Source organism: Flavobacterium sp. ALD4, from assembly GCF_002836475.1.
Classification (GTDB): domain Bacteria; phylum Bacteroidota; class Bacteroidia; order Flavobacteriales; family Flavobacteriaceae; genus Flavobacterium.
This window is the reverse complement of the sequence record NZ_PJBJ01000023.1, coordinates 1-21,724: the sequence shown is the minus strand read 5'-3', so window position 1 is coordinate 21,724 and position 21,724 is coordinate 1. Positions and strand designations below refer to the sequence as shown.

Genomic DNA, 21,724 nt, shown 5'->3' with positions numbered 1-21,724 from the left:
AGTTGTGTTATAGTTGGTTTGGTTTAGCGGAAAATAGTTGTAAAAAAAATAACCTCAAGAACTAACTTGAGGTTATATTAAAATATAGCATTCAAGTATATTACATGTTTTTAAATATGGTATGCATCAAGCGCTTCTTATCATTAATGCTTTCTTCCAATGAAATCATAGTTTCTGTTCTATAGACACCATCGATATCATCAATCATAAAAATAACATCCTTAGCATGTTTTGTGTCTTTGGCTCTGATCTTACAGAAAATATTGAATTTTCCTGTAGTTACAGAAGCTACAGTCACATAAGGAATCTCGTTAATACGTTGTAAAACGAATTTAGTTTGAGAAGTATTATTAAGAAACACACCGACATAAGCAATAAAAGAATACCCTAATTTATCATAATCAAGTACTAATGATGAACCCATTATAATTCCTGCATCTTCCATTTTTTTAACCCTAACATGCACGGTTCCAGCAGAAATTAATAATTTTTTGGCAATGTCAGTGAACGGAACTCTTGTGTTGTCAATCAACATATCTAATATCTGGTGATCTACTTCATCTAAACGGAACTTACTCATATTTCTTTAATTAATATTTATAATTGACTAATCCAAAGTTTAAAAATATACATAAAAACAACAAATTGACGCAAAATATTATTTTTTCATCAATCCGTTAACAAATTTAATGCTATTTTGTAAATAAAAATCAGCTTTTTGATTTAATTTCGGAAAACCACCTTCGCTATCTTTATACTCTGCTTCTTTTGCATCATACTCGAAATGACCGTAATACCCTTCCAAATCTCCAATCCCTACAAAATAAGCATTAAAAAACAGTTCGTCTTCTATTAACTCCTCTTTGTATTGTGCAGCAAAATTCGTAATTTTTTCAACACCATCATAATTTAATTTGACATTTTTATATAAAAAATCATAAAACACCACTTTATTTTGAGGAATATTCAAGTATTTGCCAATTCCATTACTAACTATATCGTTTTCGCTCAGTGTAATAAAACTTGAAATTAACGCCATAAAAATATACTTCCTTGTTTTTTCTCTTTGATAATCATCTTGAAAATGTCCTGCCTCAAACAATACAGTTGGCGCTCCAAGTGCCTGAAAGGTATCTCCAATACAATTAAGGTTAAAAGAATCATCAAACCGTCCTACTTGACCCGGTATATACTTCTGTAACACGGTATTAATCTCTGCAATAAGATTAATAGCCTTCAATCGAGATTCGTTTATTTCTCGTTCCTCATTATAAGAGGGAGCCAAAAAAGAGACTGTCGCAGGTTTACCAGTACTTTCTACTCCAAAAATCGTACGCTGATCATGCAGGTTAAAACAATAATGGGGCTGAAATAAATCAAACACCTCCCGCAACACCCTACTTTCCGGCTGTGTTAAGTTTTGCGAATCCCTATTTAAATCAACCTCATTTGCATTTACACGAGTATACACCTCTGCTCCATCAGGATTTAACATTGGAATACAGCAAAAAGTAAACGCATGTAACATTTCCGCAGCAAGCGACGAACCGTTATGCAGCACATTTAAGAAGTCAAACAACGCTTTTGTAGTTGTACTTTCATTTCCATGCATTTGGGACCAAAGCAATATTTTGATTTTTCCTTCGCCAATTTGATATTTGTAAATCGGCTTTTTTAACACTGATTCACCAACAACCGAAAGTTGATTATCCGTGTTTAATTGTTGCAATAGTGGTTCGATTGATCGTAAAGTAAGGTACCTACCTTCAATTGATTGCTCTTTATTATTATTGAATAATTGTTCTAAATCCATAGTGTATTATTTAATTTACAAAAGTAAACATCTTTATTTTTACAAATGTAAACAAGTTTGAAGTGGTTAATTTTAGAAATGTAAACAGCTTTGGACGGTTAGTACTGTTACTCTCTACGTTATTAATTGACAAATGTTACTGTAGTTTAATATTGTTCTTATAACATTCTTTATCAGTATTTTATAAATTACTACTTAATCCATTTATTACAATGAATTATCAGTTTATATACAATTTACACTTGTAATTTTGCTATTGTCATGTGTTTATGTTACATTTGTAAATAGACTAATCGCAACCGCTATTTACAATGGTAAACACTGAGGATTTTATTAAACGACTCGAAATTATATTGGATTATTATGGTTTAAATGCTTCCGCATTTGCAGATAAAATTGGCGTACAGCGCTCTAGTTTATCCCACCTTCTATCCGGCAGAAACAAACCCAGCTTGGATTTTATTCTTAAAATTCTTGATGTTTTTCCTGATGTAGATTTGTATTGGATTCTAAATGGAAAAGGCAGTTTTCCAAAAAATAACGAACCGAGTCGAAAACAAGAAACCAAATTGGAAGAATTGATCATACCAAATACCCCCACTCCAATTCCAGAATCTATTGCTCCCGAAAATTTATTTTCTGAAGAAAAAAATAATGCCGATAAAAATAGGGTCGTCACAAAAAATGAAGATATTCAAAACGCAGTAGACGAATCCATTTCAAGTGAAGTAGAAAAAATTGTGTTCTTTTATAAAGATGGCACTTTCAAAGTTTTTACGCCAAACTAAAAAAGCCAACCCTATGTTTCATAAAAGGATTGGCTTTTTTAACTGCAACTAGTTTTAAGTTGGAATTATTCTTTAAATCCCTTTTCGGGAATTTTACCTTCTACTCCTTTAAAATGCTTTTTTAAAATAGTCAGGTCTTCTTCAATATTTCCTGTCGGCATTAGCGGAGACCCAAGATTAACTTCTTTTTTTCCAAAATTAAATGCAACGGGAACTATAGGCACATTTGCTTTTAAAGCGATATAGTAAAATCCTGTTTTAAGTTGGTCTACTTTATTGCGTGTTCCTTCTGGAGCTACGGCAAGACGAAAAGTTTCTCTTCTGCTAAAAATGGCTGCAATTGAATCTACTTTATTCTTTCCTCCAGATCGATCAAGTGGCTCTCCTCCCATATATTTGAAATACCAGCCTAAAGGAAAAGTAAATAATTCCTTTTTTCCCACAAAATTCATTTCTAATCCTGTGATACCTCTAGTAAAAATACCTAGATAAAAATCATGTGCGCTGGTATGTGGCATAATCATCATTACGCATTTTTTAATGTCTGCATCAATCGTGCCTACGATCTTCCACCCCATAAGCCGGAAAAAGATCCATTTATAAATTTGTTTCTTCATTACTCAGTAATTTGTCGCAAAATATATAATTTAAAACTTATTTTTGATAAAAACCGTCATTGATGCTAAAAAAAATAATTAGTTACTTTGTTCCAATTAAAATTCATACCGTAAAATCGGCTTTAAGTAAATCTATAGAGGTTACTTGGACAAATGGTGAATTAGTTTTGGATTCAGAAAACACTAATTATTCCTATGGCAGTTTACAACGTATTCTAAGGTTGGGGTTAAAGACCATTGGATTTGATAAAATAATTAAAATGGAGCACGTTCTAATACTTGGTGTCGCCGGTGGGAGTGTTGTAAAGACATTAGTTGATGAAATTAAATTTGGTGGTAGAATTACTGGGGTCGAAATTGATCCTGAAATTATAAAACTGGCTAATCACTATTTTAAACTGGATGAAATTGAACAACTTGAAATAGTAATCGACGATGCTTTTGAATTTGTTTTGAAAACTAAAGAGAAATATGATTTGATTATCATTGATGTATTCCAAGATACCACGATGCCTAGTTTTTTATATGAAAGTTATTTTGTCAATAATATTTGCTCCTTGCTAAAAAGTAAAGGTTATGTCCTTTTTAATACGATGCTTTTGAATGAGCAACAGAACCTCAGGAATAAAAAATACATTTCAGATTTCTGCACTACTAATTATAAAATAAAATCAATACCCAGAATTGAAGTTCATAATGAGTTAATTGTTATCGAAAAAATAGTGTAATCAAAATTAATACATCCCATTTGTCCCTGTTTATAATTAAAGGATATATTTCGTAATTTCGATTAGAATAGTAAAACCAAATTTGATGAAAAAAGTCATTCGCAAACTGCTCTTAGGAAATGTTACCAAAATGGCAAAGCCAGAGTTCAATACTATTCAAAAGAGAATCCAGAATATAAAAGCAATTTGGCATAACGATCATCAGGATGATAACGGAATAGAAAAAATTGTTCGTTTATTCCTTTCGTCTTCTCAGTTGTTTTTCCCGGGAATTTATATTAAATATTTGGTTTCCAAAAAAGGGGCTGAGTACGAAGACCTTGCAGTAGATTTCTATGTTTTACTAAAAGTGAGTTTGCCATTACTGATTCTAATGAATCATTGGCAAAACAATTCTTTCATTCTTGCAGTAATGGTATATGTAATGTTAGAAACAATTTTATACATTCCCACATTGATTTTTGCCTCTGATCTATTTTCAAAACCGCGTTCCTACAAAAGATCGATGTTATTACTTTTCTTTAATTATTTAGAAATGGTATTCGGTTTTGCAGTTTTGTATTCCTTCACTAATAATTTCAACAAACCTTTTACGCATTGGTTTGACGCTATTTATTTTAGTACGGTAACTTCATCTACCATTGGGTATGGTGATTTTTATCCCGTTGACCCTTTTGGAAAATTTTTAGTGAGTGTGCAATCTATGATCGTGTTGATGTTTGTGGTTTTATTCCTGAATTTTTTCTCTACCAAAATAAAATCAAAAGGGTATTTTGATCAAGACAGTAACTAATAGCTTAGATCATCAGTCTTGCTTTCTCTAAATCTTCAGGAGTATCGATTCCAATACCTACATGCGTTGTTTCGACCATTTTGATTCGTTTACCAAATTCCAGGTAACGCAGTTGCTCCAGTTTTTCGGATGCTTCCAATGATTTCATGGGTAAGCTATAAAAATCCAACAGGGCTTGTTTCCTAAAGGCATAAATCCCGATGTGCTGCATGTAACGAACACCTACATTCTTTTCTCTGGGAAACGGAATTACCGAACGTGAAAAATACAAAGCAAAGTCATTTTGATCCGTGACTACCTTTACGTTATTAGGATTATTGATGACTTCTTCATCCTTAATTTCACGCATTAGGGAAGCCAAATCGACCTCGCCGGCAGCATCTTTTCTAAAGATCTCAATCAATTTCATCAAAGGCTCTGTATCGATAAAGGGTTCATCCCCCTGTACGTTAACCACAATTTCCACATCCAGATTTCCAACTGCTTCCGCAATTCGATCACTCCCCGACTCGTGTTCTTTGATGCTCCTAATGGCTTTCCCGCCGTTAGAAACAATTTCGTCAAAAATCAAATCAGAATCCGTCACTACAAAAACATCATCAAATAATTTCGTGTTTACTGCAGCTTCATAGGTTCTTAAAATCACGGTTTTACCGCCAAGATCCTGCATCAATTTAGCAGGAAATCTAGTGGAAGCGTAACGGGCAGGAATAACGGCTATTATTTTCATGATATTCTGTTTATTAATTTATTATATATTTCTATAAAAACCCTAATACTTCGTTTTCTTAATCAAAACTCTTTTTAAATATTTATTTACTGGATTTTCAAACCAGATTAAACTGATATAACTTATTATGAGCGAAACGACTAAAATAATCAAAATAATTAAAAATTCATTTGTAATATGAAGAAGCGATTTATTTACCATTGTAAAATATTTCAAAACTAGTTGATGAAACATATAAAAACCAAAACTTACTTCGCCTAGTAAAATCAAGGTATTGTTAGATAATAATCTTGAAAGCTCTCCTTTTTGGAATGCAAAAACTAGTATTAAAAAACTCATTGGTAACCAGTAATAAATGGAATATCGAACCACTAATGGAAGCTGGCTATGAAAAATAAAAAAAACAACTAATAATATTATGGAACCAAACTCCAAGGCATTATAATTAATGAGCTTCTCTGTATTTTTTATTTTTAAATATAATTCGAAAAGAAGTATCCCAACGATGAAATCAAAAACTCTAAAAAATGGATTAACATAGAATAGGTTTTTATAATAGATTGGAGGGATTACTAGCATCAATATTGGCAGTAAAAGTAAAAACGGAATCAATAAGCCTTTACTGTATTTAAGAACTTTAAGTTTCGAAATCAAAAGTATTAAAAAGGGGAAAAGTAAATAGAAAAAAAGTTCATTAGAAATACTCCATGACGGAGAATTAAAAGAAAAGTATATTTTCTTTATTGGCACGAAACTTTGGGTCAATGTCGAATTAAAAAACAACTGTTTGAACCAAAGTGAGATTTCAAAATTAACATTTTGAAACGTCAATGGCACAGCAATCAGTAAAGTCAATAAATGAAGCGGGTAGATTCTGGCAATTCTGGCGATATAAAAATTAGATTTTGATATCTTCTGATTTAACATCGAATCACGGTAATTATAAGCAAGAATAAAACCACTTAAAATAAAAAAGAAACTAACTCCGATATATCCTTCCTTTAATATTGACTCATGAATCCATCTCAAAGTCGATGACTTACTTTTTGCCAAAAAAGTCATATGATGCACAAATATCATAAATGCAAAAAAGAAGCGCAATGAAGTAAGCGGTTTAATCATTTATTTTAAAAAATTATATTCGGTTATGATAGCCAAAAAATGAAATCATTCCACAAAATTTTCATCTTTAAAACCGATCAAATATAATTTATTTTTTGCTCTCGTCATAGCGGTATACAACCATCGAATATAATCTTTGTCAATTCCGTTAGGCAAATAGGGTTGTTCTATGAAAACGGTATTCCACTGCCCTCCTTGTGATTTATGACAGGTAATGGCATAGGAGAATTTTACTTGTAACCCATTAAAATATTCGTTTGCTTTAACTTTTTGAAATTGCTTTAACTTGGTTTCGCCTTCATAGTCTTTTAGCACTTCCTGATACAACCTGTTGGATTCTTCATAAGTCAAGGACGGTGATTCGCTTTTTATGGTATCCAATAATAGCACCGTTTCAAAAGGCTTTTGATCTGGATAATCGATCATTCTGATTTTCACATTGGCAAATTTAAATCCATACAATTCCTTGATATTGAAAATCTCCAGTACTTCAATAATATCACCATTAGCAATAAAACCGGCATGATCAGAATCTTTCAACCAAAAATAATTATTCTTGACTACCATAAGAAAATCGCCTGATGACAATTCGCTTTCTTTGTCTAGAATTTTAGTTCTGATTTGCTCATTATATTGATTTGCTCTTTTATTCGAACGAACAATAAAAGCAGTGTCTTCTATACTATAATTACTATATGCTGAATTGATGGCGTCTTGAATATCATAGCCATCGGTCAAACGGATGATGTCTTTAAACTTCCTAACGTTAAACTGAAACTCGGTGATGAAGGAATCTTTCAATAACTCACGAAGTTCCGTCGCATTGTACAAGATTCCAGAATCTTCTTCTTGACGCATGACTTCATCAAGTTCGATATATTCGACTTCCTTATCATAATTCAAACTTAAAGTCTGGGTGTCCAAAGCTGGACTAATATCTAAATTTACCGGAGGCAATTGGGCTGTGTCTCCCAGCAGAATCATCTTACAATTCGTTCCTGAATACACATATGAGATCAAATCATCGAGCAAAGAACCGTTTTCGTATAATTTGGAATCAGAGTTGGTATCCGAAATCATCGAGGCTTCATCAACGATAAAAATGGTGTTTTTGTGTTTGTTTTGTTGCAACGTAAAAGAAACCCCTCCGCCAGAAGACTTCTTTGGGAAATATATTTTTTTGTGAATCGTAAAAGCAGGTTTATTAGAATAATTGGCAATCACTTTTGCGGCACGACCTGTAGGCGCTAGTAAAACATATTTTTTATTTATGTCCAAAAGGTTATTTACAATGGTAGAAATCACGGTCGTTTTACCGGTTCCTGCATATCCTTTCAGGACAAAAATCGTGTCGTTATCAGTTTCAGTTAAAAAAATAGCAATTTTTTGAAAAAAAATATCCTGCTTGTATGTGGGAACAAAAGGGAATTTATTTTTTAAAAGGCTATAAAACAAGGAGGAGTTCATCTGACATATTTTAACTGCAAAGTAAGGGTTTCAATATCAAAAACCAATGGCCATTTCAATTTCAATTCAGATATTATTTTCATTTATGACTTTTTTTTATTTCTATTGCTTTTTCCTATTGTCATTACTTTTTGTGATTGCCATTGTTATTTTAATTTGTAAGTTTGCTATCGCATTTAATCCTTTCTGTTTTCTATGGACAGAATGGATTATAAATCAGATTATGTCTACACAAAACACAAATATTACCGAAAAGAAATATAAAAAACTCTCCATTCAAGTTTCCTTGGCCGGATTGTCTTTTTGTTGTTTTGACACACTCAATAATACAATTACTTCCTTTAACGAAGTTCATTTTGATTCTTTTGATAAAGGAATTAAAATTGAGGATTTATTTTCGAATGCCTTTAGGGATTATCCTGAATTGAACGAAATCTATGATGATGTATTGATTATTCACAATAACAATCTGTCCACATTTGTTCCGGCACCGCTTTTTGACGAAAATTTCCTAGGGAGTTATCTGCAATACAACACTAAGGTTTTTGACACTGATTTTTTTGCATACGATGAAATCAGTAATTACCAAATCAATTCGGTTTATATTCCTTATGTAAATATGAACAACTTTTTCATTGATCAATTTGGCACTTTCGATTATAAGCATGCTAATAGTATTTTGGTAACCACCCTTTTGGATGCATCCAAAAATATTGACGATAAGAAAATGACGGTTCATTTCAGTGAAGGGCATTTTGAGATTATTGTTATTCAAAATCAGAAGTTATTATTATTCAACTCTTTTGATTATCAAACCCCCGAAGATTTCATTTATTATGTTTTGTTTACCGCAGAGCAATTGAATCTTAATCCTGAAAATTTCTCGTTGGAATTGATAGGAAATATAGATTCCGAAAGTGATTTTTTTAAAATAGCATACAAATACATCCGTAACGTTTCACTTATTGATGTTGACGATTTACGGTGGAATAATTATTTTTCTGAGGCCGAAAACAGAAATCATTTTATACTTTTCAACTCATGAGAATCATTTCAGGAAAATACAAGGGAAGACGAATCTCTCCCCCAAAAGGCTTACCCGTTCGCCCCACTACCGATATGTCTAAAGAAGCATTGTTCAATGTAATCAACAACCATTTTAGTTTTGAAGGCTTGAAAATTTTGGACCTGTTCGCAGGAACCGGAAACATCAGTTATGAATTTGCCTCCAGAGGTAGCACACCGATTACATCTGTGGACGCAGATTTTGGTTGCGTGAAATTCATTAAACAAGTGGCAGCCGAATATGATTTTAATATTGCGGCAACAAAAAGTGATGTTTTTAAATTTCTAGAGAGAAACAATGCTAGTTTCGATATTATTTTTGCCGACCCTCCGTACGCTTTGGATCAAAAGACTTTTGAAAAAATTGTATTGATGGTTTTTGAAAAGAACACTCTTAATGATGACGGGATGATGATAATCGAGCATTCTAAATACACCAAATTGGATCATCTTATTAACTTTTCTTTCAAGAAAACATATGGCGGTTCTATTTTTACTTTCTTCGAATTGAGTTCTGGTGAAGACGAGTCAGATGATAATCTTTTTGAAGGCGGCGAAGAAGAGTAGCCTATATCTTTATTAAATTGCTAAAGCCCCTATGAAAACAAGGGGCTTTTTTTCGGAATAAACTCTTTGTGATGCAGTTTTCTAAATCAAAGAGTAAATAGGATTAATTAGTTATTGGAAACCTTTGCTAATTTATCCAATACCATTTTATAAGTAGGCATTTCAATTTCATATTTAAGTCCTTCATTCACTACAAATTCGGTCAAAGAAGCTAGTTCAAAATTCCTGCCGGCCAATACGTCCCGATGCATCGATGAAGTTGCATTTTTTGGTGTTTTTTCTAATTTATGAATAGTTTGCATAACAATATCATTGGGCAAATTCAACCCTTTTACTGCGGCTAACATGGTGATCTCATTTAAGAGTTCAACATATACTGCTCTACTGGAACTACTATTTATGATTTCGCCTATATTTTGATCTAAATACGAAGTGGCTGAAGCCAAAGCAGAAATGAAAATAAATTTCTCCCAAACGGTTTCCACTATTTGATCAACGAAGTAACTTTCTATTGAGGCACTTTTAAAAATGGTCTGTAATGCTTTTAACCTGCCAATTGGAGCTGTATCTGACCCGAAATACAATTTCTCATAAGGACCCATTTTTCTGATGACTCCTGGAGATTCGATCATCGAAACAATATAAACACAACCTTGTAAAACTTCATTATCAGGATAAAGAGTACTTATTCTTTCTGGTGCATCGACACCATTATATAAAGGAAGAATAATTGTGTTTTTAGTAATGCATTTTTCTAATGAAAGAAGACTTTCTTCTATATCATACGTTTTTGTCGCACAAATAAGATAATCGAGTTTCCCGATTGTTACAGGATCATTAGTAACAATACTTGGAAAGGCAATGATTTCATTTTCGTCAGTGATGATCTTTAATCCTGAAGCTGTAATTGCTTTTTGGGTTTCACCGCGAGCAATAAATACGATTTCGAATTGATCTGATTCGGCATAGGCTTTTGCCAAAAGTCCGCCAAAATAACCACCTACTCCGCCTATCCCTAAAATTCCAATTCTTGTTAGCATAACTACAGTTTACAATAAAAGTTAAACCATTAAGAAATTGAGAAAATTAAGCCTATCGACTTAATGAAACTTAATTTCTTAATGGTTTCTTTTTAGATTTCACAATCCCTTTTTATTAATTGTTAGAAAAAAAAAAACAGACCTATAAGCCGGATTCTGTATCCCGATAAATCAGGACCCTTATCATTTATCTAGACTCGTTGTTACCAACAAGCTCAAGCTATCTACCCTTCAACAACGGACGAGAAGCCCTTAAATGCTGATATACTTGATATTTCACCGCATAGAGTTTACCTGGTTTCACTACAGCATTACCTGTACATACTTTCTGTTGCACTTGTCCTAATCTTGTCTTTACAGACAAAACCGACGGGTGTTACCCGCTATACTTCTCTAAGGTGTCCGGACTTTCCTCCCTCTCGTCCAAAAAGACGAGACGACGATAAGGCGGTCTGTGCGGCGAAATTACAACAATTTTACCTCGAAGTCAAATATTAAATTTTACTTTACCAGCTATTTTACAAACTCTTAATTTTAAAATAGTTATCTTTAATTGTAATTTAAAATCACTAGCTATGAAACCTATTTATCACTATTCAACAGTCACTGAAGCCCTTGACGAATTAAATGAATTAGGCTTTACCTATGATTATAATATTCATCAAGAGGACATTATACAAAAACCAGCTGAACATCAAGTAAAACATGTTTACAGATACGAGGGAAATTCTGATCCAGGCGATTCAGCTATAGTATATGGTATTACATCTTCTTCTGGTAAAAAAGGAGTTTTTGTGGCCGGGTTTTCGGCAAAGACAAATAATGAAGCTGTAATTGTATTGGCTAAGTTATGTATTGAAAATAATGACAATCAATGCAGAACTTAATTTGAGTCCTTTCCCTTTAATCAAAGAAAAATAATTTCGAAATTAAAGATACTAATCTTACATAAAAATAAAAATCATGACTCAAATGTATCATTATGCCACAGTTTCAAAAGCCTTAGACGAGTTAAATGAAAATGGGTTCTCCTATGACTTTAACCTTCATGAAGAGGATATTGCAAAAAATCCACAAAAGTATGAAATTAAACACATTTACCGTTACGAAGGAAATACTGATCCCGGGGATGAAGCCGTAGTTTATGGTATCCAATCAAATTCAGGAAAAAAAGGAGTCTTTGTCACTGGATTTGCTGCAAATTCTATTAGTGATGCAGCGCAAGCACTTATTAATATAGGCATAAAAAACAGGACAAAATAAAAATCAGAATACGCTGTTTTTTTTTACAACGAAGCTACTGTAGTACTTTTCTACTCGTAAATTTAAAAATGAACTAAAAAACATCATGAAAAATATTTATCATTATGCCACTGTATCAAAAGCCTTAGAAGAATTAAGGGAAAAAGGATTTACTTATGATTTTAATCTTCATGAAGAGGATATTGTAAAAAATCCCAACCATTATCAAATTGTGCACATCTACCGTTACGAAGGAAATACAAACCCAGATGACGAAGCTGTAGTCTATGGAATAAGTACAAAATCTGGCCAAAACGGTGTTTTTGTTACTGGTTTTGCCGCAAATTCAGTTAGTGATGCAGCACAAGCACTAATTAAACTTAGCATTGAAGGAAGAAAGTAATGACACTCCTCATTTTGACCTACCAAATTTTTAAACAACAGTCCCTTAAATCGTTGATATGTGAAGCAAAAAATAAAATTAGCCAAATTAGTATTTAATGGTACTTGCTGAAATAATACGAGAACGAATTGCAGCCGAGGGGCCAATATCATTTCATGATTTTATGGAAATGGCATTGTATCATCCGCAGCTTGGCTATTATAATTCCGTACAAAATAAAATTGGGGCAGATGGTGATTTTTATACCAGCGCTAATCTATCCGCTTCTTTTGGAGCAATGATAGGACGCCAAATCGAGGAAATGTGGGAAATATTAGGTAGAAAACCGTTCACAATTGTTGAGTATGGTGCTGGCACAGGTCTTCTCTGTCATGACATTATGCTTTATCTAAAGGACAACAGCGATTTATATGATTGTTTGCGCTATTGCATTATAGAGAAAAGCACCCAAATGCAAGAAATTGAAAAGAAACACTTGCACGAAAAAGTCAGTTGGTATGATTCGATAAAAGACATTCCTATAATTAACGGTTGTGTCCTATCGAATGAATTGGTAGATAATTTTGCAATACACCAAGTGGTGATGCAAGACATTCTTAAAGAAGTATATGTAGATTATCGCGATGGTTTTAAGGAAGTATTAGTTCCCGCAAAAAAGGAACTTGTAGATTATTTTAAAACCTTGCTTATACAATTACCAGACGGTTTTCGAACAGAAGTAAATTTAGAGCTAAAAGAATGGACAATTGAAGTGTCCCAACATTTAAAGAACGGCTACGTAATCACGATTGATTATGGAGGATGTTCTTCTGATTTATATGCAATTCATAGAAGCTCTGGCACACTCTTATGCTACAATAAACATCAAAAAAATGACAATCCATTTCAATTAATCGGAAGTCAAGATATCACTTCACATGTTAATTTTACAGCGTTAACAAATTGGGGAAATGAAAATGGTTTAGAAACCTGCGGAATAACCAATCAAACTCATTTTTTAACTGCAATGGGGATTAAAGAATACCATAACGAAATTATAAATAATCATGAAAATAACTCTCAGGCTAAAATTCATGAATCCTATATTAACTACAGTCTCTTAATGAGTATGGGGTTAAAATTCAAAGTTTTAATTCAACGAAAGGGAGCTGTACAAAAACTCCTCAAAGGCCTAAATCTCTAACTTAATTAGGTCTATTTATTTTTCAACCGTACAAGGTTCATTTTCTTATTCAAATAATTTTAGAATTAAACAAAGTATCATTTTCATAATATAATGGCAATGACTATATTTGCTTTCGAAGGAAAAAATCTATGGAACAATTTATAGTATCGGCTCGTAAATATCGCCCCCAAACATTTAATGATGTGGTGGGACAAAAAGCCATTACCAATACTTTGTTGAATGCCATAGATAGTAATCATCTTGCTTCTGCCCTATTATTTACGGGACCTAGAGGAGTTGGAAAAACGACTTGTGCTCGTATTTTGGCCAGAAAAATCAATCAGCCAGGGTATGATGACCCAACTGAAGATTTTGCTTTTAATGTGTTTGAATTAGATGCTGCATCTAATAATTCTGTTGACGATATCAGGAGCTTGATTGATCAGGTCCGTATCCCACCACAAACCGGAAAATATAAAGTTTATATTATTGACGAGGTGCATATGTTATCTTCAGCGGCTTTTAATGCTTTTCTTAAAACATTGGAAGAACCGCCGAAACACGCCATTTTTATATTGGCAACGACCGAAAAGCATAAAATCATTCCAACAATATTATCGCGTTGTCAGATTTTTGATTTCAAAAGAATCACCGTAAAAGACGCCAAAGAACATCTTGCTGAAGTGGCAACTAATCAAGGAATCGTTTTTGAAGATGATGCCCTACACATTATTGCGCAAAAAGCAGATGGTGCCATGCGCGACGCTTTGTCTATTTTTGATAGAGTAGTTTCTTATTGCGGAACGAACTTGACACGTCAGGCCGTTACTGAAAACCTTAATGTACTCGATTATGAGACTTATATCACGGTTACAGATTTGATTCTTGAAAATAAAATTCCTGAGTTACTGATGGCTTTTAACGACATTCTTTCTAAAGGATTTGATGCACATCATTTTGTATCTGGATTAGCGTCCCATTTTAGAGACTTATTAGTCAGTAAAACCCCCTCAACTTTATCTTTATTAGAAGTTGGTGAACAAGCTCAAAAAATGTACGGATTGCAAGCTCAGAAATGCAGCCAAGATTTTCTATTAAAAGGAATCGCTATTGCAAATGATTGTGATTTAAAATACAAACTGAGTCAAAATCAGCGACTGCTGGTTGAACTATGCTTGATGCAACTTGCCTCTATCACTTTTGATGGAGAAAAAAAAAAGTTGAGTCCTTTATAATCCCCCCTACCTATTTTAGAAAAAGAGATTACTCAATAGCTGATCAAACAAAAGCTACAGAGGCGCAACCTGTTCCATTGCAAATCGCTGTGGAAGCACAACAAATTGTTTTAGAAAAGACGACTGAAATCACTGCTCCTAGTCCTCCTTCAAACACGGAAACAATATCAAATGAGCCTAAAGTTTCGGCCCTATCATTATCCAGTATTCGTGCTAAAAGAGCATTGGAAGAAAGCAATAAAGCGTTTGTAAAAGAAGTAGTTGATTTGCCTACAGAGCCTTTTTCAGAAACGGAGATGTTAGTGCAATGGACTAAGTATGCAAAACGTTTAGGTGACAAAGGATTTAAAATTATGGAGTCGTTATTACTTATCAATGATCCCGTTTTGAATGGATTTGACATTACACTCGAGCTACCGAATGAAGGTTCAAAATTGGATTTTGAAAAAGAAATAAATGGTCTGTTGGGACATTTGAAAGGTCATTTACACAATCATGATATTACAATTGACGTTATTGTAAATGAAAGTTTCGAAAACAAAAAGAACTTTAATGACCAAGACAGGTACAACAGGTTACATGAAATAAACCCTAGCATTGAATTGTTAAGGACGACATTTGGATTAGACCTAAACGGCTAAAAAATCATCTCTTAAAATCAAAAAAAAATTCGATTTTTGTCTGAATTGATTTTTTTATACCGAACCAGCCAAATCATTAAACTCAATCTCAAACTAACCATTTCATAAGGATAATCATCATTATGGATACTTAATCTATGAATGGTTACAATAGATTTCTGCGATTGAGCATTTTTATGAAAAAACAATTTCAATCAAGATAGTAATCACTTGTATAACATATGTTTTCAATTTTTTAACGATTTTAAAAAAGAACTTTGTTTATATGTTACCGAAATACATAGCCTTTACAATTCCATCGGATAATCCAATTTTAGGAACATAGATTTGTCTTGCTCCACTCCATTTCATTGCATTGAGGTAAATTCTAGTAGCAGGAATAATAACATCAGCACGATCCGGATTTAATCCCAACTCCGCAATTCTTTGCTCGTAAGTCAATGAATTTAAGAAAGAATATTGTGCAGTCATATAAATATAGGACAAAGGCTTTTCTTGTACTGCACCTGACATTTTAAATAATTTATTAATATTACCTCCAGAACCTATCAGGGTAACTTCTTCATAATCTACCGTATTTGTTTTTATCCATTTTTCAATTTCATCCCAAACTACATCGCAGACCATTCCATTTAACAAGCGAACAGTACCTGCTTTAAACGATCTGGAAGTTACTATTTTGCTATTTGAAAAAAGGGTGAATTCTGTACTACCTCCACCAACATCCACAAAAAGATAGGTCTGATCTGTTTTTAACAGGTGATGTAAATCTGTTGAAGCGATTATTGCTGCTTCCCTTTTTCCATCAATTATTTCTATGTTAATATTTGCTTTCTCCTTGATAAGGTCTACAACCTCCTTTCCGTTGTATGCTTCCCTCATAGCGGAAGTGGCAAATGCCTTATAGTCCTGAACTTTATGTACTTTCATCAAGAGATGGAATGCCTTCATAGCATCGCACATTCTATCGATATTTTCTTCGGATATTTCACCTACAGTAAAGGCGTCCTGTCCTAATCGGATAGGCACACGAACTAAGGAACTTTTATTAAATTGAGGCTCTTTACCCTGTTGTTCAACAATATTTACTATTAGTAAACGCATTGCATTTGATCCAATATCGATTGCCGCGTATTTCTTTATGTTAATCATTCTTTATTATGATTTTGAATTTACTTTTCTACTTATGAATAAGTTAAAAATAAAATTGCTATTTCTAAAAAGTTTCGTCTAATAATTCGACTTTCCTTTGATAATATTTATAGGTTTCTATTTGAGCCCTAAATACAGGATCACCACCTCTTTCGCGGTATTTATTATCCAGTTTATCCGAATGAATACGTGCTTTTACATTTCCTTTCCAACCTAGATCAAAGTTGTCAATGAGTTCTTTTTTGATCTCTTGATCGTAAATAGGACAGGTCACTTCTACCCTTCCATCCAGATTTCGGTTCATAAAATCTGCTGAAGAAATAAAAACCTCTGTTTGCCCTGCATTTCCAAAAATATAAATTCTGGAATGTTCTAAATAATTATCAACAATACTGATGGCTTCAATATTAGCACTCATTCCCTTAACACCAGGAATCAATGAACAAATCCCTCTTACTTCTAATTGTATTTTTACTCCCGCATTGCTGGCTTCATATAATTTATCGATCATTCCAAAATCAGATAAACTATTCATTTTTAGCTTTATATACGTTTTTCTCCCCGCTAATGCATGCAGAATTTCCCTCTCAATTAGTTTATAAAATCGAATTCGAGAATAATGTGGCGAAACAATAAGATGCTTATAACGGTATGTCCTATAATTAATATTAAAAAAATCAAATATTTTATTAATGTCTTTTAGAATCGACTGATGACTGGTAAATAGTGTGACATCCGTATATACCTTTGCAGTAGACTCATTAAAGTTTCCTGTTGATATAAAGCCGTATCTTTTTACTTTACCGCTTTCAATTCTTTCAATAACACATATTTTACTGTGAACCTTTAGTCCCTTTACGCCAAAAATAAGCTCAATACCCTCTGTTTGCATTTGTTCCGCATAGGAAATATTTGACGCTTCGTCAAATCGAGCCTGCAATTCAATCTGAACGATTACTTTTTTACCGTTTTTTGCTGCATTGATTAGGGAGCTTATGATTTGCGAATTCTTAGCTAATCGGTACAAAGTTATTTTAATTGTTGTGACCTTAGGGTCCAGGGCCGCTTCGCGTAGAAATTTAGTGAGATAAGAATAGGATTGATATGGGGCATTCAATAAATAATCTTTTTCACTAATCTTTTGCAAGATACTTCCTTCCAGACTTAATTCTGGAATGGGTAATGGATCATTTTTCGTGTATAACAAGTCTAATCTCCCCAGACTTGGAAAATCCATGTAATCTCTTCTATTATGATATCTACCACCTGGTATTATACTGTCTGTAGAATCAATCTTCATTTTATCCAGAAAGAATTCCAAAGTATCTTTTTCAATCATCTGGTCGTATATAAAACGAACAGGTTCCCCTATTATTCTGTCTTTTACACTTATCGAAATTTTTTCAAGCATACTCTTGCTCAAATCACTGTCAATATCCAATTGAGCGTCTCGACTGATCTTGATCATATGTGCAGAAACACTTTTATAATCAAAAATATTAAAAATACTTTTTAAATTATGTCTGATTACATCATCAATTAGAATTATATATTGTTTTTCATCCTCTGAAGGCAAAACAACAAATCGATTCATCGTTTTTGGAATTTCGATAATGGCATATCGAACTTCTGAGTTTTTTTTCATTACTAATTTAATGGCCAAATACCCCATATTATCTCTCAATAAGGGAAATTCAGATAAATCATTTAATATAATGGTTACTAATTCAGGACTCAATTTTTGTATAAAGAAATCTTTTAAATATATTTCCTGCTCAACTGAAATTTCGTTTTCATTAATGATGAAAATATTTTCGCTTTCAAGCTCGGTTTCTATTTTTTTTAGAATTACAAGGCTTTCTGTTTGATCGTCAATTACAATCTCAGTAATATCTTTTACTAATTGTTGAGCCGAAATACCTCCAAGAATTTTCGCTCCGGATTTCCCCGACAGACTTAATCTCCTTATTGCGGCAAAACGAACTCTAAAAAACTCATCTAAATTATTTGAAAAAATTCCTAAGAATCGCAATCTATCTAAAAGTGGTACTGATTCATCTGCTGCTTCTTGAAGTACTCTGGCATTGAATGCTAACCAACTTTTTTCTCTATCTATATATTTCTTTTCTAGCACTATATTTATTTTAAATCTTTTGGAACTATTATTTTTTTAGTCTTCCCCTTATTTATTTCTTCCCAATCTTCTGTATCAAATTCTAAAGCTACAAACCCACTGGTAGGAACATTATCAATAGAAACGTCTCCAAATTTATTCACAAAGTTTGTAATTGCCGCATTATGTCCAAAAACAATAATACTGTCAAAAACATTCTCACATGATTTTATGATTTCTTCCAGCTGTTTTTCATCAAAAGTATAAAGTCCTTCCTTATAATCAATACATTCAATAGGATATAATATATTTTGGGCAAAAATAAGAGCCGTATCGGAAGCTCTTTTTGCAATGCTACTCCATATTACATAGGTCTTTGGAATAAAATCTAAAATGCTTGATGAAACCAAATGAGCGTCTTTCATTCCTCTTTGATCTAATGGTCTATCAATATCTTGCAGCGGTGCATCCCAATTTGATTTTGCATGTCTTACTAATATTAGATTTTTCATATTTAGGAATTTTCTTATGATATTTAATAAGTACTAATTGATTTAGAAAGATACAATTTATATCATTATGTAGTCTTTTTTTTCTAGTTAATTCAAGTAAAAACCCTGTAGATTTCATCTAAAATACAGACCTTCAATATGATTATCCAACGCAATTTTATAAAGATACCCTTATTAATTAGAGGAATAAATTAGTAATTTGTAATTAACACTATTTATAGGTCTTAATTAGTCAAAAATAATTGACTAAAGTCGCAATAAAGCTTTCCCTTCTTATGATTTAAAATTTAATATATAAGCACCTGATCATAAGCACTAATAACTTAAGGAATAAATAAAATAACAAGTTTAAATTACACATCCTGAAAAATATGGAATAGATTGCTTCAGCCGCTGTTTTGTAATGAAAAAGAAAACATTAACCAATAGGTAAATCGATCAAATGATAAGTATGAAATTTAATTAGTAGTTCAAAATAAAAAAAATTTCCTGTTAAATATTCTAAAAAAAAGACTTAAACGAGTATTTAGGCACTTGAAAGAAAAAAATAAAAAGTCCCATTATTTAGTAGTAGGTTTAATTATGGGTATGAAAGCTCAGATCTCACCTTTTAAAAAAAATCAATATGAAAACAATATGCTATATATTCTTAAAGATCATAAGCCTTTTTGCTGCCATAGTAATTGGTTTATGTGCCTTAGTAGCCACAGCAGTACTATTTCCTTTTGTGCTTTTAAGTAAAAACAACGACTAAAACGAACTTCTCCCTTCTTTATATTATTTATCCGTCTCAATTATCCTAAAATTGTGTGTCGAAATTCTTGCTTGACGTCATTCAAAAACAAAGCGACAACATATAATCTCTTTTATTGTTACCCTGTTTTATCTATCTGAAAATTTTAAATTTCATTGACCAATAAAAAATTGTTTTCTTAATCTTTTGAAATATAAATTAACACCCCCTTTTGTTAAGAACTAACATATTAATTATACTACAGTTGTGTTAAAACTTAACATAAAATTTATATTTCGACCTCAGTTATTTCCCAAAAAAAAGTTTTTTGATGTCCAATAGTACTTAAAAAAGGTACTTAAACGAGTATTTAGGTTATTCAAAGAGAATAAAATAAAGTACTATTATTTATATTTAAGTTTGGCAGACAATAGTACATAAAAGATGTTTTATTAAATTACAATGCTTTCTGCCCGAAATCTACCGTTCATTTTAAAAACTTAAGATCCTACTCTTATGACACAAAAAATTACTTTACTTATATCAGCTCTTTTTAAAGCAGTTGTTATTAAATATTCAGAAATCCAAAACCCAAAGTCTTGGATCATTCTGCTTTCTCAAAAAGCGAAAGTAACAGCGTCATATTTTGATTCCCATAAAACAAATTTTACCACAATAGATTTGATTCCTATAGAGTCAAAACAAATTAATACGCCCTTTTATCAATCAGTGCGCAAAAATTACTAAAAAAAAAGGAATTACTCCTACTAACAACCCCATTTCTAACGATTTAAAACAAATCAATATGAAACCAAACTCTACTTACAAAAAATCTAAAATTACCTTCCTTTTACTGGCTTTCTTTATGTTTGCTGCAACAATTGGTTATTCGCAGACTGAGATAATGGCTACTCCAAATGAAATTTCATCAGGAGCTACGGCATCTTGTACGTCAAATGCTATTGAAATTGGTACAGTTTTCCTTGGAACTAGTACTGGAGTTCCAATTTCGAATTGCGATGCTTCTGGATTTAATGTTAATGATGTCTATTTATGGATAGATATAGATAAAGCATCTTCTAAATATGGACTCTATGTTGAATTTAAATTATTAATTGACGGAGTTCAATCTAATTTGAGCGGAGGTGTAACGTCAAATTTAATAGCAGTTAAGCAAGCAAATGTTTCACCTACTGAAAGTAAAATAATTGATAGAAATATTAATTATCGAGTGGCTAAGTTGCCATACACTTGCGGAGCTTCATTTGAACTAAAAGATATTTATATAGCTTGGGGCGAAAATAATAAAGTCCTTCCGGGACAAAATAATGGTCCTCATTGTGATGGATCTGTTAAAAATATTACTGTAGACGGACCACTAGTGGCTAATTTTAAGTATCCCTTAACTTGTAATGATATAACTGTAACTACAAGCGTTACAGGGGGAAAAATTTATAACGGTACAATCGCGAATCCAGTTATAGCGCCTTATACATTTGTTCTTAATTATGGTGATAGCTCGCCACTAATAACTGTTAAACCAATTTTATATAGTGACCCTAATTCTTCAATACCAGGAGATGAGGAGTTTTTAGATTATACCTTTGGAACTCATTCTTATCCAATTAATAATACTTTAAATGCTATCCCATATAGGATAACATTAACAGCTACTGATACTGCCAACCCTCCTGCTACTTCTACTAAAACTCATGATGTTACAATTTACCCTAAAGTCTCTGCTAATGCTGGTACTGCTTTTACTAAAACTTGTACTGCTAATACAACAGGAGGTTCT

The 21,724-nt window shown here is 32.5% G+C and carries 23 protein-coding genes and 1 other RNA gene; 13 read left to right on the top strand and 11 right to left on the bottom strand.

Translation table 11 applies throughout. The annotated features are described in order from the left end of the window. Positions 1-100 precede the first annotated feature (100 nt). On the bottom strand, positions 101-580 hold the full coding sequence (locus tag CXF59_RS02520) for an Lrp/AsnC family transcriptional regulator (protein ID WP_101136150.1): 480 nt from the start codon (positions 578-580) through the stop codon (positions 101-103). 78 nt (positions 581-658) lie between these two features. Next, the gene (locus CXF59_RS02515; RefSeq protein WP_101136149.1) at positions 659-1,813 is read right to left on the bottom strand and encodes a M14 metallopeptidase family protein; all 1,155 of its coding nucleotides are present in this window, start codon (positions 1,811-1,813) and stop codon (positions 659-661) included. A 311-nt stretch (positions 1,814-2,124) separates the two neighbouring features. Here CXF59_RS02515 and CXF59_RS02510 point away from each other — a divergent pair, with 311 nt between their 5' ends. Continuing rightward, entirely contained in the window at positions 2,125-2,601 is a 477-nt protein-coding gene (locus CXF59_RS02510; protein WP_101136148.1) for a helix-turn-helix transcriptional regulator, read from the top strand. 65 nt (positions 2,602-2,666) lie between these two features. Here CXF59_RS02510 and CXF59_RS02505 read toward each other — a convergent pair whose 3' ends face one another. Further along, entirely contained in the window at positions 2,667-3,218 is a 552-nt protein-coding gene (locus CXF59_RS02505) for a 1-acyl-sn-glycerol-3-phosphate acyltransferase (RefSeq protein ID WP_101136147.1), read from the bottom strand. Positions 3,219-3,280: 62 nt separating this feature from the next. Here CXF59_RS02505 and CXF59_RS02500 point away from each other — a divergent pair, with 62 nt between their 5' ends. Together CXF59_RS02500 and CXF59_RS02495 are read left to right on the top strand one after the other, a co-directional pair. Continuing rightward, positions 3,281-3,946 carry a spermidine synthase gene (locus CXF59_RS02500; protein WP_101136146.1) on the top strand — a complete coding sequence of 222 codons (666 nt, stop codon included), beginning with the start codon at positions 3,281-3,283 and terminating at the stop codon, positions 3,944-3,946. Between the two features lie 85 nt (positions 3,947-4,031). Further along, positions 4,032-4,739, top strand: coding sequence for a potassium channel family protein (locus CXF59_RS02495; RefSeq protein ID WP_101136145.1), 708 nt, complete (start codon positions 4,032-4,034; stop codon positions 4,737-4,739). Between the two features lie 4 nt (positions 4,740-4,743). Here CXF59_RS02495 and kdsB read toward each other — a convergent pair whose 3' ends face one another. The 3 genes from kdsB to CXF59_RS02480 are packed head-to-tail and all read right to left on the bottom strand — an operon-like array spanning position 4,744 to position 8,058. Then, entirely contained in the window at positions 4,744-5,469 is a 726-nt protein-coding gene (gene kdsB, locus CXF59_RS02490; RefSeq protein ID WP_101136144.1) for a 3-deoxy-manno-octulosonate cytidylyltransferase, read from the bottom strand. 42 nt (positions 5,470-5,511) lie between these two features. Further along, the gene (locus CXF59_RS02485; RefSeq protein ID WP_101136143.1) at positions 5,512-6,591 is read right to left on the bottom strand and encodes an acyltransferase; all 1,080 of its coding nucleotides are present in this window, start codon (positions 6,589-6,591) and stop codon (positions 5,512-5,514) included. 45 nt (positions 6,592-6,636) lie between these two features. Beyond that, complete coding sequence (locus CXF59_RS02480; RefSeq protein WP_101136142.1) at positions 6,637-8,058, bottom strand: ATP-dependent RecD-like DNA helicase; 1,422 nt, start codon at positions 8,056-8,058, stop codon at positions 6,637-6,639. Between the two features lie 223 nt (positions 8,059-8,281). Here CXF59_RS02480 and CXF59_RS02475 point away from each other — a divergent pair, with 223 nt between their 5' ends. Continuing rightward, a complete protein-coding gene (locus tag CXF59_RS02475; protein ID WP_101136498.1) occupies positions 8,282-9,103 on the top strand; it encodes a DUF3822 family protein in 822 nt (273 codons plus the stop codon). Continuing rightward, positions 9,100-9,690 carry an RsmD family RNA methyltransferase gene (locus CXF59_RS02470; RefSeq protein WP_101136141.1) on the top strand — a complete coding sequence of 197 codons (591 nt, stop codon included), beginning with the start codon at positions 9,100-9,102 and terminating at the stop codon, positions 9,688-9,690. Before CXF59_RS02475 ends, CXF59_RS02470 begins: the two co-directional genes overlap by 4 nt. A 107-nt stretch (positions 9,691-9,797) precedes the next feature. Here CXF59_RS02470 and CXF59_RS02465 read toward each other — a convergent pair whose 3' ends face one another. Continuing rightward, positions 9,798-10,730: a ketopantoate reductase family protein gene (locus tag CXF59_RS02465; protein ID WP_101136140.1), complete on the bottom strand. Its 933-nt coding sequence runs from the start codon at positions 10,728-10,730 to the stop codon at positions 9,798-9,800. A gap of 129 nt (positions 10,731-10,859) precedes the next feature. After that, positions 10,860-11,189, bottom strand: an RNA gene (gene rnpB / locus CXF59_RS02460) — RNase P RNA component class A. A 116-nt stretch (positions 11,190-11,305) separates the two neighbouring features. On the opposite strand from rnpB, the gene CXF59_RS02455 reads away from it, so the two are divergent. From CXF59_RS02455 to CXF59_RS15175, 6 genes are all read left to right on the top strand, one after another. Further along, complete coding sequence (locus tag CXF59_RS02455; RefSeq protein WP_101136497.1) at positions 11,306-11,617, top strand: hypothetical protein; 312 nt, start codon at positions 11,306-11,308, stop codon at positions 11,615-11,617. Positions 11,618-11,693: 76 nt separating this feature from the next. Continuing rightward, complete coding sequence (locus CXF59_RS02450) at positions 11,694-11,993, top strand: hypothetical protein (RefSeq protein WP_101136139.1); 300 nt, start codon at positions 11,694-11,696, stop codon at positions 11,991-11,993. An 85-nt stretch (positions 11,994-12,078) separates the two neighbouring features. Next, on the top strand, positions 12,079-12,375 hold the full coding sequence (locus tag CXF59_RS02445; RefSeq protein WP_101136138.1) for a hypothetical protein: 297 nt from the start codon (positions 12,079-12,081) through the stop codon (positions 12,373-12,375). 97 nt (positions 12,376-12,472) lie between these two features. After that, positions 12,473-13,558, top strand: coding sequence for a class I SAM-dependent methyltransferase (locus CXF59_RS02440; RefSeq protein WP_101136137.1), 1,086 nt, complete (start codon positions 12,473-12,475; stop codon positions 13,556-13,558). Between the two features lie 131 nt (positions 13,559-13,689). After that, a complete protein-coding gene (gene dnaX / locus CXF59_RS02435) occupies positions 13,690-14,775 on the top strand; it encodes a DNA polymerase III subunit gamma/tau (protein ID WP_101136136.1) in 1,086 nt (361 codons plus the stop codon). A gap of 89 nt (positions 14,776-14,864) precedes the next feature. Further along, the gene (locus CXF59_RS15175; RefSeq protein ID WP_232758596.1) at positions 14,865-15,416 is read left to right on the top strand and encodes a DNA polymerase III subunit gamma/tau; all 552 of its coding nucleotides are present in this window, start codon (positions 14,865-14,867) and stop codon (positions 15,414-15,416) included. Positions 15,417-15,677: 261 nt separating this feature from the next. On the opposite strand, the gene CXF59_RS02425 is transcribed toward CXF59_RS15175, so the two are convergent. From CXF59_RS02425 to CXF59_RS02415, 3 genes are all read right to left on the bottom strand, one after another. Continuing rightward, positions 15,678-16,568 (bottom strand): Ppx/GppA phosphatase family protein, encoded by an 891-nt coding sequence (locus CXF59_RS02425; protein WP_101136135.1) that lies wholly within the window; start codon positions 16,566-16,568, stop codon positions 15,678-15,680. A gap of 64 nt (positions 16,569-16,632) precedes the next feature. Beyond that, positions 16,633-18,702 (bottom strand): polyphosphate kinase 1, encoded by a 2,070-nt coding sequence (ppk1, locus tag CXF59_RS02420; protein ID WP_101136134.1) that lies wholly within the window; start codon positions 18,700-18,702, stop codon positions 16,633-16,635. A gap of 5 nt (positions 18,703-18,707) precedes the next feature. After that, positions 18,708-19,193, bottom strand: a complete 486-nt coding sequence (locus CXF59_RS02415; RefSeq protein ID WP_101136133.1) for a histidine phosphatase family protein — start codon at positions 19,191-19,193, stop codon at positions 18,708-18,710. Positions 19,194-19,818: 625 nt separating this feature from the next. On the opposite strand from CXF59_RS02415, the gene CXF59_RS15545 reads away from it, so the two are divergent. Then, a complete protein-coding gene (locus CXF59_RS15545; RefSeq protein ID WP_255416289.1) occupies positions 19,819-19,947 on the top strand; it encodes a hypothetical protein in 129 nt (42 codons plus the stop codon). A 784-nt stretch (positions 19,948-20,731) separates the two neighbouring features. Then, positions 20,732-21,724 (top strand): hypothetical protein (locus CXF59_RS02405; RefSeq protein WP_157824506.1); only part of this gene is annotated, 993 nt, incomplete at its 3' end.